Origin of the sequence: Nocardia sp. NPDC050717, from assembly GCF_040654275.1 — a bacterium.
Taxonomy (GTDB): domain Bacteria; phylum Actinomycetota; class Actinomycetes; order Mycobacteriales; family Mycobacteriaceae; genus Nocardia.
The window spans coordinates 43,510-59,098 of record NZ_JBFAHR010000009.1; the positions used below are offsets into that span (position 1 = coordinate 43,510).

Consider the following 15,589-nt stretch of genomic DNA (forward strand, 5'->3'; position numbering starts at 1 on the left):
ATGATGCTGCCATGACTTCTTCTTCGACGAATTCTGATGTGACGGTGATCGGCCTCGGTCTCATGGGCAGCGCGCTGGCCGGCGCGCTGCTGACGGCGGGACACCGGGTCACCGTGTGGAACCGAACCCCCGGCAAGGCGGCGGACCTGGTGTCCCGGGGCGCGCGGCTCGCCGACTCGGCCGCCGCCGCGGTCGCGGCCAGTCCCGTGACGCTCGCGTGCGTCTCCGACTACGCGGCGTTGCGCCAGGCGCTGGCCGCCGACGCGCTTGACGGTCGCGTCCTGGTGAACCTCACCTCGGGCGACTCGGCGCAAGCCCGCGACACCGCCCGCTGGGCCGAGCGACCGGGGGCGGCCTATCTCGACGGCGCGATCATGGCGGTACCCCCGGACATCGGCACCCCCGAAGCGGTGATCCTGGTGAGTGGCCCGCGGGCCGCCTTCGACGCCCACCGCGCGGTCCTCGACGGGCTGGGTACCGCCACGTACCTCGGGGCGGACCACGGGCTGTCCGCCCTCTACGACGTCGCGGGGCTGAGCATGATGTGGAGTGTGCTGAACGGCTGGCTGCAGGGGGTCGCCCTGCTGCGCACCGCCGGTGTCGACGCGTCGGCGTTCACGCCGTTCGCGACCGCCATGGCGCAGGGCACCGCGGGGTGGCTGGCCGGCTACGCCGAGCAGGTCGACAGCGGGAAGTTCCCACCCGACGACGCGACCCTGGCCACCCATGCGGGCGGCCTGTCCCACCTCGTCGAGGAGGCCGAGCGGCTCGGTGTGAACGCCGAACTCCCCAGGCTCTTCGCCGCAGTGGTCGACCGCGCGGTCGCGGCGGGACAGGAGGGCGAGAGCTACGCCGCGCTGATCGACCAGTTCGCCCGGCCGTCCCGGTCGGCCTGACGCACCGGGCGGCAGCCACTCCCCGGTGATTCGGCCGCCTCGGCGGAGTTCGGTTGTCGCGGCGACGCTGCACCGGTCCCGGCTGTCGGGCGCGCCGCGGCGACGACGAGCGAGGCGCCGCGCGGGGCAGCGCACGCTTCGTGGCCGCGATCGGCTCCGTGGCTGCCGGAATGCTCAGGGCCGCACCGGCTTCCGGCCCGTGACGATCATCAGCAGGTCGGCGGCAGTCCCGGTGACCGGCGTCCCGGACCCCGCGGTCCAGCCGGTGTCGGTCGCGGTGAGCGCGTAGCCGGCGAGGCGGCGCCGGGCGTGGAACGGTGCGCCCATCGTCCACACGCGTTCCAGTGACCACTGCGCGGCCTCGATCGGCATCACTCGGTCGAGGCCGAGGGGCACCGCGATGTCCTGGCCGTGCACCAGCAGGTCCATGAGCCGGTCGATCGGGGTGGTGCCGATCGGTGTGACGCGGGAATCGACGGTCGCCCGCAGATCGGCCAGCAGGTCGGCGGTCGGGGTCCGGTCCGCGAGCCGGACCGCGGTGTCGTGGATGAGCCGATCGGTGTTCCCCCTGGCGCGGAGCAGCTCGAGCAGCAGCGATCCCAGGGTCACCCTGGTGGCGATCACCAGGTGCGCCACCACATCCCGTACCCGCCAGCCGTCACAGAGCGAGGCGGTGTCCCAGGCCGATTCCGGCAGATCGGCGAGCAGATCGGCGAGGGTGGTCCGTTCCTCGGCCACCGCCAGCCAGACGAGGTCGTCGGTAACGTGGTGTCGGGTCATCGTGGGCTCCTTCGTGTGGTCGTCGTGGGTACCGTAGGAACTCCACCGAGGTGGAGGTGCCAGCGACTGTGACCGACAGCACACGATGGACGATCGGCGAGCTCGCCGCGCGCACGGGCGTCGCGGTGCGCACGATCCGGTTCTATTGCGACGAAGGACTGCTCGATGTCTCCCGCACCTCGGCCGGGCATCGGATCTTCGACCCGGCCGCGGTGGACCGGCTCCTGCTGCTGCGGCGGCTGCGGTCGTTGGGCATCGGTTTGGCGGCCATCGGTGACGTACTGGCGGGCACCAGCTCGGTCGCGGAGGTCGTCGCGGCCGAGCGTGCCGCCCTCGAGCTGGAGCTGGACGCGCTGGCGCGCCGCCGTTCCCTGCTGCGCGCCGTCGAGCGGGGCGCTCCGGAGCAGCTGACTCTTCTTGCCGCCGTGTCGGATCCGGCGGCAGCGCGCGCGGCGCTCGGGATGTTCTGGCGGCGCCTGCTTGCCCCGCTGCCGTCCGAGGTGATCGACGACTTCGTCGACATGAACGTCCCGGAACCCGCCGCCGACGCCGACCCCGAGCAGGTGCTCGCCTATGCGGAACTCGTTGCCGCCGTGGCAGATCCGGCCTTCGGCCCGGCCATGTCCGGCACCGTCCGGCATCGTGGCACCCCCGGCGTCCGTGACCAGCGCCGCCTGCTCCTCGACGTGGCCGACGCGTGCCTCGTCGCGGCGCCGCTGGTGGCCGCCGGTCGCGCGCCCGCGCCGGGGCCCGCGCTCGATCGCTACGTCGAGGTCCACGCCGCGGCACGGGACCGCGCCGACACCCCGTCCTTCCGCAGGCAGCTCCTGGCCGACGCCGGGGGAGTCGAGCCCGCGCGTCGCTACTGGCGGCTCACCGCGACCCTCGCCGGCGACGCGGTGACCTCCGGCGCCGCGCACCTGTGGTTGTTCGACGCGCTCACCGTGTCGGCGAAAAGCGAAGGGGAGGCCGATGATCCGGCCTCCCCTGACTCACCGTGGCGAACTCACGGAACCACTTCGACGATGTCGCCCGGCTCCAGCCAGTCGTAGTGGGCCTTGGCGCCCTCGGGCGTCAGCCGGATGCAGCCGTGGGACTGCTCCTCGGTGGGCCCGATGTGATAGGCGATGTCGCCGTTGAAGAACACGGCGTACTCCATCGGGGCGTTGTGCAGGGTGCTCCAGTGGAACGGCTTCTTGAACGCCACCTTGAAGACGCCGGGCGGGGTCTCGTAGCCGGGACGGCCGTGCGACATCGGGCTCGGGCCGAAGGTCACCTTGCCGTTGTCCATCAGCCAGGCGTTGTTGGTCGACAGCTGCAGGCAGGCCCTGGCCTTCTCGCTGCACGGCGCGACGACCGGCTCCGGCGGCGGCGCCGGAATGATGGCCGGGACGCCGGGGACATCGGGGCCGCCGGGCCACAGCGGTTCGGCCTGGACCGGCGCCGCGACGGCCGCGCCTGCCACGGCCGCGCACATCGCCGCCTGCGCGGCCCAGCGGGGGATACGACTACTACTCACGAAATCTTGCCTCTCTCGCCGCGCCCACCCCCTGGCCGTCGTGCGCCCAGATCGTGAGCTTTCAACATCGACACAAGCCTCGGAACATAGAGGTACGAGTGATCATGGAGTATTGCGATCCTGTTGAGCAAGCCCACCGCGACACGGCACTTGACCACTTAGGTAAGCCTGACCTATGCTCAACGCGGCGTATGGATGAGCCGGAGGTCCCGAGGGCTGCGGTCGACCCCCTCATTCCTGCCGCGGCGGGCCCGTCTCCGGACGGGTCCGCCGCATCGTCTCGTACCGGTCGGTCGGCGATGGTGTAAACCGGAACGCATGAGTGAATCCGCACAGTGGCGTGACGTCACGGCCGAGCAGATGACCAAGATGAGCGAAGGCACCTTCACCGACCTCATCGGGCTGCGCTACACCGAGGTCACCGCCGACCGCGTGCGCGGCGAGTGGAAGGTGCGCCCGCAGCTGTTCCAGCCCGCGGGCATCCAGAACGGCGGCGTGTACTGCACCATCATCGAGACGCTGGCCAGTGTCGGCGGCAGCGTCTGGTTCGGTGACCGCGGCACCGTGGTCGGCGTCAACAACAACACCGATTTCCTGCGCGCCGTCAGCGACGGTGTCCTCACCGGCGAGGCCACCCCCATCCACCGCGGCCGCAGCCAGCAGCTGTGGGTCGTCGTGATCACCGACGCCGACGGCCGCACCGTCGCCCGCGGCCAGGTCCGCCTCCAGAACCTCGCCACCTGACCCGTTCTCGGGAGCGTGCGACGACGACACGGGTGGGCTGTGTTCGAGCGCACTGTGCGGGCGGGGGGCACGACGACGTGCCAGAATGTCGCTCACCCGATCACGACCCGCCGAGGAGAGACCCGATGCGCTTGTCGCCGCACGAGCAGGAACGGCTGCTGCTGAGTTACGCGGCCGAACTGGCGCGCCGCAGGCAGGCGCGGGGGCTCAAGCTCAATCATCCCGAGGCGGTCGCGCTGATCACCGACCACGTGCTCGAAGGGGCGCGGGACGGGCGCACCGTCGCCGAGCTGATGTCTTCGGGCCGGTCGGTGCTCACCCGCGACGACGTGATGGCCGGGGTGCCGGAGATGATCCACGACGTGCAGGTCGAGGCGACCTTTCCCGACGGCACCAAGCTCGTCACCGTGCACCACCCGATCGGATAGGTCACGCCCATGATTCCCGGTGAATACCTCTGTGCCGAAGGCACGATCACGTTGAACGAGGGTGCGGTCCGGCTCACCCTCGAGGTGGTGAACACCGGCGACCGGCCGGTCCAGGTGGGTTCGCACGTGCACTTCCCCCAGGCCAACGCCGCGCTGGAGTTCGACCGCGCCGCCGCGCACGGCCATCGCCTCGACATTCCCGCGGGCACCGCGGTCCGGTTCGAACCCGGTCTGCCGCAGCGTGTCTCGCTGGTTCCGCTCGGCGGCACCCGCGAGGTGTACGGCATCAGCGCGAGCGCGCCGGGGCGCCTGGACGAGACGAGAGAGAACCGATGACCGAACTGAGCCGCGCCCGCTACGCCGAATTGTTCGGGCCGACCACCGGTGACCGCATCCGCCTCGCCGACACCGACCTGATCATCGAGATCACCGAGGACCGCAGCGGCGGACCGGGACTGGCCGGTGAGGAAGCGGTGTTCGGCGGTGGCAAGGTGCTGCGCGAATCGATGGGCCAGTCCAGGGCCACCCGCGCCGACGGCGCCCCGGACACCGTCATCACCGGCGTCGTCATCGTCGATCACTGGGGGATCATCAAGGCCGACGTCGGCATCCGCGACGGCCGCATCTGCGGAATCGGCAAGGCGGGCAACCCCGACACCATGTCGGGTGTGCACCCGGACCTGGTGGTCGGCCCGTCGACGGAGATCATCGCGGGCAACGGCCGCATCCTCACCGCGGGCGCCATCGACTGCCACGTGCACTTCATCTGCCCGCAGCTGCTCGACGAAGCCCTCGGCGGTGGCATCACCACCTTGATCGGCGGCGGCACCGGCCCGGCCGAGGGATCCAAGGCCACCACCGTCACCCCCGGCTCCTGGCATCTGGCCCGGATGCTGGAAGCCCTGGACCACTGGCCCATGAACATCGTGCTGCTCGGCAAGGGCAACACGGTCAGCCAGGACTCCATGTGGGAGCAATTGCGCGGCGGCGCTTCGGGATTCAAGTTGCACGAGGACTGGGGCTCCACGCCCGCCGCGATCGATGCCTGCCTGACCGTCGCCGACGCGGCGGGCGTGCAGGTGGCGCTGCACTCGGACACCTTGAACGAGGCGGGCTTCGTCGAGGACACCCTCGCCGCCATCGCGGGCCGCGGCATCCACGCCTACCACACCGAGGGCGCGGGCGGGGGACACGCGCCCGACATCATCACCGTGGCTTCGCATCTCAACGTGCTGCCCAGCTCGACGAACCCCACCCGGCCGCACACCGTGAACACCCTCGACGAGCATCTCGACATGCTCATGGTGTGTCATCACCTGAGCCCCTCGATTCCCGAGGACCTGGCTTTCGCCGAATCGCGGATCCGCCCGTCCACCATCGCCGCCGAGGACCTGCTGCACGATCTGGGCGCCATCTCCATGATCGGCTCCGATTCCCAGGCGATGGGCCGCATCGGCGAGGTCGTGATGCGGACCTGGCAGACCGCGCACGTGATGAAACGCCGCAGGGGCGCGCTGGCGGGCGACGGCGCCGCCGACAACGCCCGCGTGCGGCGCTACATCGCGAAATACACCATCTGCCCGGCGATCTCGCACGGGCTCGACGACGAGATCGGCTCGGTGGAGGTCGGCAAGCTCGCCGATCTGGTGCTGTGGGAGCCCGCGTTCTTCGGTGTCCGCCCGCACGCGGTCCTCAAGGGCGGCATGATCGCCTGGGCCGCCATGGGGGACGCGAACGCCTCCATCCCCACCCCGCAGCCGGTGCTGCCGCGCCCCATGTTCGGCGCCGCCGCGCCTGCCGCCGCGGCCACCTCGCTGCACTTCGTCTCCGAGCAGGCCATCGACGACGGGCTGGCAGGCCGGCTCGACATCCGCCGGAAGCTGGCGCCGGTCAAGAACGTTCGCGCGATCACCAAGGCCGACATGCCGCACAACGACGCCATGCCGCGCATCGAGGTGGACCCCGACACCTTCACCGTCCGTGTCGACGGCGAGGTGTGGACCGAACAGCCGGCCACCGAACTGCCGATGGCGCAGCGCTACTTCCTGTTCTGACGGCGAAACCCCGCCGACCTCGTTGTCGGCGGGGCCTCTCGCGCGGCGCTCAGTCGAACGAGCAGCCGCCGACCGGCTTGTCGGCAAGCCGGTCGAGCAGGTAGGTCACCGCGTTGTCGGGACCGAAGCCATCGATCAGTTCCGGGCCGAAGTGGTTCGGGATGGTGGTGCCCGGCAGGATCGGCGGCAGTTCGTTGGTGCGGAAGGTGACCGTGGCGCCCTGGCCGCACCAGTCCTCGGCCAGGCGCCTGGCCTGCCCGTACGGGACGGTGTCGTCGTTGCGGCCGCTGGTGATGAGCACCGGGGTGGCCGGTGCCGCGCCGCCGATGCGCAGTTCGGCGAGCACCGGCGCGGCCTCGGGGATCTCGGCGAGGTGCTCGGTGAGCGAACGCCCGTCCACCGTCAGCGAATTCGTCCGCAGGAACGGGTGCCGGGTGATCAGGTCGGCGACGCAGGAGTCGCTCAGTGTCGCCAGCATCTCGCGGCCCGCGGGGCTGGTCACCCGGTCGACCGCCGCGTGGAGTTCGGGGTAGCGGGCGAGCATGCCGTTGACCGCGAAGCCGATGGCGCCGCCGATCAGCGCGCCGTCGATCTTGGTCAGGATCGCGGCCAGGTCGGCCACCGGACCGCCCGCCCAGGTGCCCTTCAGATTCAGCTCCGGTGCGTACTCGGGCTGCATCTCGGCCGCGGCCGCGGTGGCGCCGCCGCCCTGCGAATAGCCCCACAGGATCAGGGGCGTCTCGGGGCCGACACCGCCGAGCGCGTTGGCGGCCCTGGCACCGTCGAGGATGGCGTGCCCGCTCTCGAACCGGTTGGCGTAGGTGTGGATGCCCGGCGTGCCGAGACCGATGTAATCGGTGATCAGCACGCGCGCGCCCAGTGCGCTCCACACCGCCGAAGACGGCAGCTCCTGATTCGCCGAGAGGCCGAGCGGATCGGCGGTGACCGAGACACCCGTCGAGAACGCCACCGACATCGCGCACCGGTCGCCCTGTCCGGAGGTGCCGGGGCCGATCACTACGGTCGGGCGCGCGCCGGGTCCCTGCCAGGGGTTCTGCGGCTCGATGTAGGTGCCGGACACGGCAACGGGGGAGCCGTCCTGCAGCGTGGAGGTGTAGAGGACGTGCTGTCCCTGCGTGGGCCAGCCCTTCGCGGTCGGCGGGGTCGCGAGCAGCGTCATCGGGGCGGTCCGCACGATCGAACCCGGGGCCTGCGGAATCTCCGCGGGCGGGGTGTAGAAAGCGCTCATCGGCGCGCCTGCCACCGGTGCCGCGCCGAGGCCAGGCCCCGCCACCGCCGCCAGACAAGCCGCCACGGTCAGCGCCGCGCGCCGCACCAGCGATCGTGATTGCCGCATGCCATTCCTTCCCAACCACGTCCGCGCCGTCGCGGACGTGTCCCGAGCCGCAGCGGACATCGATCATGACCCACGTCACGATTCCGGCGGCGCGCAAACGGTAACACTGTTACCGAACGGGGTCCACGCCCGGTCCGCCGACCCGGTCGCACGGCGGCGATCCGCGCGGCGCTAGTCTCGGCGCGATCCGATCGGGGGCGGATCGCTCGGGCCGCCTCCGCCGCGTACCCGCCGGGGTTTCCGGCAGGAGGGGAGAGCCACCGACATGGACGAGTTGACCGGCGCCGCCGACGAACTCACGCAGCGGGCCCGCGAGCTCGAGCGGCAAGCGACCCGCTACCAGGAACTGCGCGCCAGGATGACCGAGGTCAGCGTCAGCGAGACCTCGGCCGACGGGCGGATCGGTGTCACCGTCGACGTCAACGGCGCCACCACCGCGATCACCCTGGCTCCCGCCGTCCGTGGCATGGACCCCGCAGCGGTCGCGGCCGAGTTGATGGCCTGCACCCGCCGCGCCCAGGCGCGCCTGCGCGGGACGGTCACCGGGCTGATCGACGAGATCGTCGGTGCCGACACCGCCGCGGGCACCATCGTCGACCAGTACGCGGAGCGCTTCCCCGACCCGGCGCCCACTCCGCCGCCCGCCACGCCGGCGCCCACGTCCCCGCCGCCGTGGCCCACGCCGGCGTACTCCGCGCCGGTCCCGCCCGCCACGCGCAAGCCGGATCGCGACCGGGTCGTCACCCCGGACGAGCCCGACGAGGACGACCTGTACTTCCAGCGCAAGTCCTGGCTCCAGTAGCCGCGGCGGCGCCGGTTCCGCCGGGCGGGGAACCGAATCGGGGGCGGGCGCGTCCAAAGAATTCGAGAACGGGTGTGCGGGCGGTGGTCCGCGATGACGAGGGAGGCGAACATGACTGGTGCGGTGAATGTCGACGCGATGGCGATCCGGGCCCACGCCGACGCGGTGCAGGAGGTCGCGAACGGGGTGGCGAAGGCGCAGGAGGCGGCCGAGTACCTGGCGCACGCCGACGACGCGTACGGGCTGTTCGTCAAGCCGTACGCGGTGACCACCCTCGGCGAACTGCACGACGAGATCACCCGGCTCCTCGACCTGCTCACCGAACGGAGCGGACAGGTGCCGGGCACCCTGCGCACCGCCGCCGACACCTTCGAGTCGCAGGACAACGCGAGCGCCACCGCGCTGGTCGCCACCGCGGCCGAGATCATGGACGTGGCATAGCGATGGCCGACGAACAGACCGCCGTCGGCCGCTGGCTCAACGAGCACACCCTGCCCGTCCCGGGGACCATCGACACCTTCGACGACGCCGAGGCGCCGGAGAACGACCTGCTCAGCGACGGCGTGGACTTCCGGCAGACCTACTACCAGGAGACCGCGACGCTGCTGAGCAACATCGGCGCGCCGGACCTCGGCGCGGAGGAACCGAACGCCGGGTTCTTCAAGGGCACGCTGCACGGTGACGTCCTCGAGAACGGCGCGAGCGCGTACGCGGCGATGACCGGTGGCGAGGTGATGGGCAAGGTCGACGCCATCTCCAAGGCGGGTGCCACCGCGCGCGACGTCGGCGACGCCGCCACCATGTTCGTCCAGGCCATCAAGGGCACCACCACACTGCGCAAGTTCGATCCGTTCAACTTCCTCGGCTCCCAGCTGATGAGCTGGATGCTCGAGCACGTCGAACCACTGCGCAAGGCGCTGGACTCGGTCAGCGGCAACCCCGACATGGTGCAGGCCTACTCCGACTCGTGGAAGGCCATCGGCGAACACCTCACCACCACGGCCGGGCAGCTGGCCACCGCGCTGGACTCCGGAATCGGCGCCTGGGCAGGCTCGGCGGCCGAGGCCTACCGAGCCAACGCCACCGAACTCGCGGGCAAGATCGCCGAACAGGGGGCGATCGCGCAGGTGCTGTCGGACTGCAACACGGGGATGAAACGCATCGTCGAAGCCGTCCGCGGCGTGATCGTGGAGATCCTGAGCAGCCTGGCCGGGATGCTCGCCGAGGCCACCGCGCTGTTGCTGATCTCCGGCGGCACCGCGACGCCCGCGTTGATCGCCCGCGCGCTGTTCGACATCGGGCTGGCGTCGGCGAAGGTGGGCACGTTGCTGATCGAGCTCGCGAAGGCGCTGGTCGAGGTGAAGACCCTGGCGTCCACGGCGGTGGCGGTGGTGCGGGGTGTCACCGAGGTCGAGACCGCGAAGTAGCCCACGCGGGGTGGCACACTGGCGCCTATGACCGACAACAACTGGGCCGAGGTCGACCGGTACGTCGTGGACACCCTGATCGGCGGCGAGGGCGCGCCCGCGCTCGCCGCCAACGCCGACGCGGGACTGCCACCGATCGACGTGTCACCGCCGCAGGGGAAGTTCCTGCACCTGCTCGCCCGTGGCGCCGGAGCGAAGCGGGTGCTCGAGGTCGGCACGCTCGGCGGCTACAGCACCGAGTGGCTGGCCCGCGCGGTGGGTACCGACGGCACCGTGGTCACGTTGGAGTTCGAACCGCGGCACGCCAAGGTGGCGCGGGAGAACCTCGACCGCGCCGGCGTCGGTGCGCGGGTGGACATCCGGGTCGGCGCGGCGCTGGACACCCTGCCGCAGGTCGCCGAGGACCTCACCGAACCGTTCGACCTGGTGTTCATCGACGCCGACAAGGTCAACAACGCCAACTACGTGCAGTGGGCGCTGCGGCTGACGCACCCCGGCTCGGTGATCATCGTCGACAATGTGGTCCGCGGGGGCGCCCTGGCCGACGAGCACTCCGACGACCCGAGCGTGCGCGCCAGCCGCGAACTGGTCGAGCTGCTGGCCGCCGAGCCGAGCCTGGACGCGACGGTCATCCAGACCGTCGGCGCCAAGGGCTGGGACGGCTTCGCCTACGCCGTGGTCACCGGTTCGCTCGCCTGATCGGCCGCAGGCCGGTAGACTGTGCCGTTCGCCGACGTGTAAGCCGTTGCCGTGCCGGGTCTTTCGCCGGGCCGCCCGGCGCGCCGCGTCGGGACGCGCCCGGGTTCACCCACCGGCAACGCGCACGGCAACTGCTGGGAGATCGCCATTCATCACCGGTTATCCGGCCTCGATAGCGTGGTGGTACTCGGAAGGAGCCCGGCGTCATGGAATTCCGACACCTCGTTTCGTTCATCACCATCGCCGAAGAGTTGCATTTCGGTCGCGCAGCGCAGCGCCTCCATCTGACCCAACCAAGTCTCAGTGCCCAGCTGCAGAAGCTGGAGAAATCGCTCGGCGTCCAGCTGGTCGCCCGGAACTCCCACGAGGTCCGGTTGACCCCCGCGGGGCGCGAGTTCGAGAACCAGGCCCGCCAGATCGTCGCCCAGCTCGACCGCGCCGCCCAGGCGGCCAAGGCCACCGCCGAGGGCAGGGCGGGCAGCCTCAGCATCGGCTACAACCTGCCCGCCAGCAGACATGTGCTGCCGGAGGCGCTCACCAGGATGACCGAACGGCACCCCGACATCGTGGTGTCGCTGTGGGAGAAGCGGACCGGCCCGCAGCTGGCCGCCCTCGCCGACGGTTCCCTGGACGTGGCCCTGGTGTACGGGCATCCCAGTACCGCCGATTTCCGGTATCGCCGGCTGCTGCACCGGGTGCCGCTCGTCGCCGTGGTCGGCCGCAGGCATCGGTGGGCCGACCGGCCCGGTGTCCCGTTCGCGGAACTACAGAGTCAGGACTGCGTGCTGTTCGCCCGCGAACAGTGTCCGGCGATGTACGACACCATCCTGCGGTCGGCGGCCGAAACCAGGATCTCGCTCAATGTCACGCATTCGGCCGACGATCCCGGCGCCACCGCGCACATGGTCTCGGTGCGTCCCCTCGTCGGATTCGCCTCGTTGCCGCGTGCGATTTCGATGGGAATGGGTGTGCCGGGCAGTAGTTCGGTGGCGGTGAAATTGTTCGATCCGGTGCCGACCCTGGATTTGCACGCCGTGTGGCGGGCCGACGAACCGAATCCCGCGGTCGCGTTGTTCCTGGAATGCGTCGAATCGGCACAACTCGATGATGTCCGCGCATTGTCGGCGTGAACCCGTCGATAGGCGATGACTTTCGCACGGTAGGAACCGGGAGCGCGGCGGCGACGGGAATGGTTGGCGCCGTGAAGAATTCAATTCGTGAACACAGTGTCTGTCACCGCGAACGGATTCGTTCCGGCCGATTCGTCCAGTCTGTACGCGATTGTCTCCGACGCGGCGCGGCGTGACCCGGCCCGTCCCTCACTGTGTGCCGCCGACGGCACCCAGCTGACCACCGGCGAGCTCGACACCCGGGTCCGCGCGCTCGCCTCGGCCCTGCTCGACCGCGGGGTCGCCGCGGGCGACCGGGTGGCGGTGCTCGGCCGCACGAGCCTGGCGTGGGCGCTGCTCGACTGTGCGGCCATGGCCGTCGGCGCGGTGATCGTGCCGGTGTACCCGACCTCCTCGCCCGCGCAGATCGCGCACATCCTGCGCGACAGCGGGAGCCGGTTCCACGCGGCCGAGACCGCCGCCGACGCCGCCCGCCTGACCGACGCGGGCGCCTCCGGCGACGTGTGGTCGTTCGACGAGCTGGACTCGTGGGCCGAGGGCGGCGAGCACGCGGGCCTCGACGCGCGGATCGCCGCGGTGGGCGCCGCCGACCTGGCGATGATCGTCTACACCAGCGGCACCACCGGCCTGGCCAAGGGCTGCATGATCAGCCACCGCAACATGTACGTCACGGCCGCGAACACCGCGCGGCAGGCCGAGGGGATCTTCGACGGCACCACGGTGCTGGCGCTGCCGCTCTCGCACGTGTTCGGCCAGACGATCCTGTTCGCCTGCCTGTACGGCGGCAGCCGGACCCATCTGCTGCCCGGCGTGCCCGACCTGGTCCCGGCGCTGGCGACGCTGCGCCCGACCTTCCTCGCGCTGATCCCGTACGCGCTGGAGAAGATCCGCAAACACGTCCGCGCGCTGCTGCCCGAGGGGCAGGAGGCCGCGGCCGTCGAGCGTGGCCTGGCGCTGCTGCGCGCGGGTACCGCGCCCACCGCCACCGACGACGCCGTCGCGGCCGCGTTCGGCGGGCGGCTGCGCTACGTGATCTCCGGCGGCGCCTCCCTCGACGACACCACCGCGGGCTTCTACGCCGGCTTCGGGGTGGTGATCCTCAACTGCTACGGCCTCACCGAGGCGGCCACCGCGGTCACCGTGAGTGCGCCGTCCACCAACCGCCTCGGCACCGTGGGCCGTCCCATTCCGGGGACCGAGGTCGGGATCGGCGCCGACGGCGAAGTCCTCGTGCGCGGCCCGCACGTCTCGCCCGGCTACTGGGGCGCGGCCGCGGGGCAACGGCCCGTCGACGCCGAGGGCTGGCTGCACACCGGCGACATCGGCGAGCTCGACGACGGCCACCTGCGGATCACCGGGCGCAAGAAGGAGATCCTGGTGACCTCCGGCGGCAAGAACGTGGCCCCGACCCCGCTCGAGGACCGGGTGCGGCTGCATCCGCTGGTGAGCAACTGCATGGTGGTCGGCGACGGGCGCCCGTTCGTGACGGCGCTGGTCACCCTCGACGCCGAGCGGTGCGCGAAGTGGCGCGCCGAGCATCCCGACGCCGATCCGGCCGAGGCGATCCAGGCCGCCGTGGACGACGCGAATTCGCTGGTGTCGCGACCGGAATCCATTCGCGCATTCCGCGTCGTCGACGGCGATTTCACCGTCGACGCCGGCCTGCTCACCTCGTCGCTGAAATTGCGCAGGGCCGCGATCGCCGAAACCTATTCCGCCGAAATAGATCAGCTCTACGTGTCGCGCGGGTAACGCGACGCGAAATTCCGCGCCGGTCCCGCCGACGATAGCCGGGACCGATCGGCCGATGAATTGCGGTGGACCCCAGTGGTTTCCGTATTCCACCGGCGACAGACTCGAAATCGGAATTCGACCACCGAAAGTGATCACATCATGTATGACGTCATCGTCGTCGGAACCCGGGTCGCGGGTTCGCCCCTGGCCATGCTGCTGGCCCGTCAGGGCCACCGCGTGCTCGCCGTGGATCGCGCGAGTTTCCCCAGCGACACCCCGTCTACGCACTACATCCACCAGGCCGGTCTGGGCTTCCTGAAGTCCTGGGGCCTGCTCGACGCCGTGGTGGCCACCGGCTGCCCGCCGATCCGGCACCTCAACTTCACCTACACCGACATCGAGATCCCGGGCATGGCCGATCCGTCGGCCGACGGCATCGACGCCGTGTACTGCCCGCGCCGCACCGTCCTCGACAAGATCCTGGTCGACGCGGCGGGGGAGTCCGGCGCCGAGGTGATCGAGGGCTTCACCGTCACCGGCCTGCTGCGCGAGGGTGACCGGGTCGCCGGTGTCCGCGGCCGCGTCGGCGAGGGGCCCGAGCAGGAGTTCCGCGCGAAACTGGTGGTGGGCGCGGATGGTTCGAACTCGATCGTCGCCAAGGAGGTCGGTGCGGCCACCTACGAGGGTTCGCCCGCCGCCTGCTTCATCTACTACTCGTACTACGAGGGCGTGGACTGGGGCATGCACCACCGCACCGGGTTCGGTGAGCAGCAGTTCGCGTCCTGGCCGACCAACGACGGCCTGGCCCTGGTGGCGGTCATGCGCAAGCGCGACCGGTTCCGCGACTTCCGCACCGATCCCGACGCGGGCGTGCAGGAGATCGTGGACCAGATCGACCCCGAGATCGGCGCGCGGCTGCGCGAGACCGGCAAGCGGGTCGAGCCGTTCCGGCCGATGCTCTACCCCGACAACTACCGGCGTCAGTCCTTCGGTCCCGGCTGGGCGCTGGTCGGCGACGCGGGCTACCACAAGGACCCGTTCACCGGCTGGGGCATCACCGACGCCTTCAAGTACAGCCAGCTGCTGGCCGACCTGGTGCACGAAAGCCTCTCGGGCGCACGGCCCTTCGAGGAGACCATGCCGGAGTACCAGCGCGAGCGCGACGCCCAGAGCGCCAGCACCTACGAGCTCACCCAGTCGATCTCCGAGCTCACGCTGACCCCCTACTACGACTCGGTGTTCCGCGCGGCCAGCCGCAGCGAGCACTACTCGAAGAAGTTCTTCGGGCTGATCGCCGGGCTGTACCCGCCGGACAAGTTCTTCGGTGAGGCCGAGCTCGCCGCGCTCTACGAGGAAGTGAACTTCCCGGTCGCCGACCGCCATGTGGTGAACACCGGGGTGTCGGCGTGATCGCGGCCGGCCTGACGGCGCTGGGGGACAGCTTCGTGGAGGGCCGCGGCGACCCCGCCGCGGCGGGTGGCTACCGGGGCTGGGTCGCGCGCCTGGGCGGGCAGCTCGGGTTGCGGCCCACCACGATCCGGAACTTCGGCACCCACGGCGCCACCACCGGCGATGTCGTCGCGAGCCAGCTCGCACCGGCGACCTCGGCGGCGCGGGCCGGCCTCTACGGCGTGGTTGTCGGCGTGAACGACCTGGTCAGCGCGTACGACGCGGCCCGTTTCGCCGACAACCTGCACACCATCTTCGCCACCCTGCGGGCGCGGGAAGCCACGGTGTTCACCGCGAGCTATCCCGACATCCCCGCCCGCCTGCCGGTGCCGGACGGCTTCCGCGCCCTGCTGCGCGAGCGTTTCGCCACCGCCAACGACGTCCTCGCCCGGGTCACCGACGACACCGGCGCCCTGCTCCTCGATATCGCCGCCAGGCCCGAATGGGCCAGGCCCGAGGTGTGGACCGCCGACGGTCTGCACCCGAGTCCGGTGGGCCACCGCCTGTTCGCCGCCGCCGCGGCCGAACTGATCGCCTCGGCCACCGCCACCACCGTCGCCGCCTGAGAGG

Annotated in this window: 17 protein-coding genes; 14 read left to right on the forward strand and 3 right to left on the reverse strand. The window is 71.0% G+C overall.

Going from position 1 to position 15,589, the window contains the following annotated elements:
* Positions 1–11: 11 nt before the first annotated feature.
* Entirely contained in the window at positions 12–896 is an 885-nt protein-coding gene (locus AB0H56_RS18985; protein WP_357164641.1) for an NAD(P)-binding domain-containing protein, read from the forward strand.
* A gap of 174 nt (positions 897–1,070) precedes the next feature.
* Here AB0H56_RS18985 and AB0H56_RS18990 read toward each other — a convergent pair whose 3' ends face one another.
* A complete protein-coding gene (locus AB0H56_RS18990; RefSeq protein WP_357164644.1) occupies positions 1,071–1,676 on the reverse strand; it encodes a maleylpyruvate isomerase family mycothiol-dependent enzyme in 606 nt (201 codons plus the stop codon).
* 68 nt (positions 1,677–1,744) lie between these two features.
* Between AB0H56_RS18990 and AB0H56_RS18995 the strand changes: the two genes are divergently transcribed.
* Positions 1,745–2,728 (forward strand): MerR family transcriptional regulator, encoded by a 984-nt coding sequence (locus AB0H56_RS18995; protein WP_357164647.1) that lies wholly within the window; start codon positions 1,745–1,747, stop codon positions 2,726–2,728.
* On the opposite strand, the gene AB0H56_RS19000 is transcribed toward AB0H56_RS18995, so the two are convergent.
* Positions 2,683–3,195, reverse strand: a complete 513-nt coding sequence (locus AB0H56_RS19000; protein ID WP_357164650.1) for a L,D-transpeptidase — start codon at positions 3,193–3,195, stop codon at positions 2,683–2,685. The genes AB0H56_RS18995 and AB0H56_RS19000 overlap by 46 nt on opposite strands.
* Before the next feature lie 318 nt (positions 3,196–3,513).
* Between AB0H56_RS19000 and AB0H56_RS19005 the strand changes: the two genes are divergently transcribed.
* The 4 genes from AB0H56_RS19005 (at position 3,514) to AB0H56_RS19020 (ending at position 6,421) form a co-directional block, all read left to right on the forward strand.
* Positions 3,514–3,939: a PaaI family thioesterase gene (locus tag AB0H56_RS19005; RefSeq protein ID WP_357164653.1), complete on the forward strand. Its 426-nt coding sequence runs from the start codon at positions 3,514–3,516 to the stop codon at positions 3,937–3,939.
* Between the two features lie 125 nt (positions 3,940–4,064).
* Positions 4,065–4,367, forward strand: a complete 303-nt coding sequence (locus AB0H56_RS19010; RefSeq protein WP_110035401.1) for an urease subunit gamma — start codon at positions 4,065–4,067, stop codon at positions 4,365–4,367.
* A 9-nt stretch (positions 4,368–4,376) separates the two neighbouring features.
* Complete coding sequence (locus tag AB0H56_RS19015; protein WP_357164657.1) at positions 4,377–4,703, forward strand: urease subunit beta; 327 nt, start codon at positions 4,377–4,379, stop codon at positions 4,701–4,703.
* Entirely contained in the window at positions 4,700–6,421 is a 1,722-nt protein-coding gene (locus tag AB0H56_RS19020; RefSeq protein ID WP_357164660.1) for an urease subunit alpha, read from the forward strand. Before AB0H56_RS19015 ends, AB0H56_RS19020 begins: the two co-directional genes overlap by 4 nt.
* Before the next feature lie 49 nt (positions 6,422–6,470).
* Here the strand turns inward: AB0H56_RS19020 and AB0H56_RS19025 are convergent, their stop codons facing one another.
* Complete coding sequence (locus tag AB0H56_RS19025) at positions 6,471–7,778, reverse strand: lipase family protein (protein ID WP_357164663.1); 1,308 nt, start codon at positions 7,776–7,778, stop codon at positions 6,471–6,473.
* 265 nt (positions 7,779–8,043) lie between these two features.
* On the opposite strand from AB0H56_RS19025, the gene AB0H56_RS19030 reads away from it, so the two are divergent.
* The 8 genes from AB0H56_RS19030 to AB0H56_RS19065 all read left to right on the forward strand — a co-directional run bounded on the left by AB0H56_RS19030 (position 8,044) and on the right by AB0H56_RS19065 (position 15,585).
* The gene (locus AB0H56_RS19030) at positions 8,044–8,580 is read left to right on the forward strand and encodes a YbaB/EbfC family nucleoid-associated protein (protein ID WP_357164666.1); all 537 of its coding nucleotides are present in this window, start codon (positions 8,044–8,046) and stop codon (positions 8,578–8,580) included.
* Between the two features lie 111 nt (positions 8,581–8,691).
* A complete protein-coding gene (locus AB0H56_RS19035; RefSeq protein ID WP_357164669.1) occupies positions 8,692–9,021 on the forward strand; it encodes a type VII secretion target in 330 nt (109 codons plus the stop codon).
* A gap of 2 nt (positions 9,022–9,023) precedes the next feature.
* Positions 9,024–10,007 (forward strand): hypothetical protein, encoded by a 984-nt coding sequence (locus tag AB0H56_RS19040; protein ID WP_357164672.1) that lies wholly within the window; start codon positions 9,024–9,026, stop codon positions 10,005–10,007.
* A gap of 27 nt (positions 10,008–10,034) precedes the next feature.
* Entirely contained in the window at positions 10,035–10,706 is a 672-nt protein-coding gene (locus tag AB0H56_RS19045; protein ID WP_357164675.1) for an O-methyltransferase, read from the forward strand.
* A 206-nt stretch (positions 10,707–10,912) separates the two neighbouring features.
* Positions 10,913–11,836 (forward strand): LysR substrate-binding domain-containing protein, encoded by a 924-nt coding sequence (locus AB0H56_RS19050; RefSeq protein WP_232999450.1) that lies wholly within the window; start codon positions 10,913–10,915, stop codon positions 11,834–11,836.
* Between the two features lie 87 nt (positions 11,837–11,923).
* Entirely contained in the window at positions 11,924–13,588 is a 1,665-nt protein-coding gene (locus tag AB0H56_RS19055; protein ID WP_357164679.1) for an AMP-dependent synthetase/ligase, read from the forward strand.
* Positions 13,589–13,729: 141 nt separating this feature from the next.
* Positions 13,730–14,980, forward strand: coding sequence for an NAD(P)/FAD-dependent oxidoreductase (locus AB0H56_RS19060; RefSeq protein ID WP_357164682.1), 1,251 nt, complete (start codon positions 13,730–13,732; stop codon positions 14,978–14,980).
* Positions 14,977–15,585, forward strand: coding sequence for an SGNH/GDSL hydrolase family protein (locus AB0H56_RS19065; protein ID WP_357164685.1), 609 nt, complete (start codon positions 14,977–14,979; stop codon positions 15,583–15,585). Before AB0H56_RS19060 ends, AB0H56_RS19065 begins: the two co-directional genes overlap by 4 nt.
* The last annotated feature ends 4 nt before the right edge of the window (positions 15,586–15,589 follow it).